Source organism: Streptomyces sp. sk2.1 (genome assembly GCF_008120935.1).
Lineage (GTDB): Bacteria > Actinomycetota > Actinomycetes > Streptomycetales > Streptomycetaceae > Streptomyces.
On the sequence record NZ_RDBO01000187.1, the window covers coordinates 1 to 1,458 of the forward strand.

3 protein-coding genes are annotated in these 1,458 nt (G+C 69.7%); all 3 read right to left on the reverse strand.

Annotation, left to right across the window (positions count from 1 at the left end):
- Window positions 1–19 precede the first annotated feature (19 nt).
- Window positions 20–586: a transposase gene (locus EAO76_RS42290; protein ID WP_148841532.1), complete on the reverse strand. Its 567-nt coding sequence runs from the start codon at window positions 584–586 to the stop codon at window positions 20–22.
- Complete coding sequence (locus EAO76_RS42295) at window positions 502–1,107, reverse strand: winged helix-turn-helix domain-containing protein (RefSeq protein WP_399463765.1); 606 nt, start codon at window positions 1,105–1,107, stop codon at window positions 502–504. The genes EAO76_RS42290 and EAO76_RS42295 overlap by 85 nt, the downstream gene beginning before the upstream one ends.
- 108 nt (window positions 1,108–1,215) lie before the next feature.
- On the reverse strand, window positions 1,216–1,458 hold a 243-nt coding region (locus EAO76_RS42300; RefSeq protein ID WP_148841531.1), incomplete at its 5' end, for a peptidoglycan bridge formation glycyltransferase FemA/FemB family protein.

The window sequence follows — 1,458 nt, forward strand, 5'->3', positions numbered from 1 at the left end:
GGTTACTGACTTCGGCTCGTCAGGGTGAGGTCGGGTTGTCGAGGGTGAGGCCGGTGCCGGCTATGAAGCCGTCGAGGGTTTCGGGCCGGTACTGGAGTCGTTTGAGCCGGTTGCGGACGAGGACCTCCAAGCGGTCCAGGGCGACGACGGCGAGGTTGGCCAGGCTGCGCTTGACGTGGGCCCACACGCCCTCGACCGGGTTCAGGTCGGGCGAGCAGGCGGGCAGCAGGAACACCGTCAGCCATTCCCGTGCGTCGATCAACTCTCGCATCGTGCGGGAGACATGGGTGTTGAGCCGGTCCCAGACCAACACGATCGGTGCCTTGATGAGCTGGTGGGTACCGTCGAGCAGAGCGATGAAGTCGCGCTCGCTCATGCTGCGGCGCTTGCCCTTGCCCGCCGGGTGGGCGATCAGCCGATGGCACAGCCGGGTCCGTGAACCGGGCCGCATCGCCATCAGCCCGGCCACCGACAGCCGCCCCGAGCGGCGCCCACTCACCGTCACGAGCGGGGCGTGTCCGCGTCGTCCCCAGGTCCGGCCTCGGGGCGGTCGGCGGGTGAAGCCTGCCTCGTCCTCGAAGCAGATGTAGCCCCCGCAGGCCGCCCGGGTCCTTTTACCTCCGCCCAGGTCGCCTCCTTCCACACCTTCACCGCCTCCTCGTCGCGCTCGGCGACCCGCCGCACGGGGACCTGCGGGGAGAACCCGAGCCGGTGCATCAGCCGGGTGGCGCCCGAGACGCTGCAGGAACGTGGAACTTCCGGCCRATCAGCGTGGCCACCCGCGCAGCGGCCCACACCTGGTCCTCCACCCAGCCGTGCGCATTCGGCCCCTCCTCCAGATACGCGGCGAGCTTCTCCAGGCAGCGCGGCGACAGACGGCACCGTGATCCGCTCGGCCCGCGCGAGACCAGGGCCCCGCCGTCCCGCCGTCCCGCCGTCCCGCCACAACTGGTGCCACCGGTAGGCCGACTTCCTGCTCACCCGGAGGCGCTGGGCGACCTCCAGCGGCTTGATCTTCTGCTCGAACATCTCGGCCGCCTGCCGCCGTACGGCCTCCCGACGCTGCCGCCCCTCAGCGGTCAGCCCGCCCCCATCCGCATATCTCACACCMCACGAGATACAGCCCGCACCCCAGGCCCATCAGGCACATCGACAAAGTTCACCCTGACGAGCCGAAGTCAGTAACCGCCGCACCGATCGAGTCGTGTGTGCGGTTCAGCGTCCGCGCCGCCTCATATAGAGATCGAAGGCCCGGTAAACCATCGGTCGCAGCGGCAGGTCCCACTCGCCGATGTACCGCATCGCCTGGCCGCCGGTGCCGACTTTGAACTGGACGAGGCCGACGTGCGGGTCGTCGGCGTCGAGGGTGGGGGTGATGCCACGCAGATCGTAGACGTCGCAGCCGGCCGCGAGCGAGTCGCGGATCATCGCCCACTGGCAGGCGTTGGAACCGCGCAC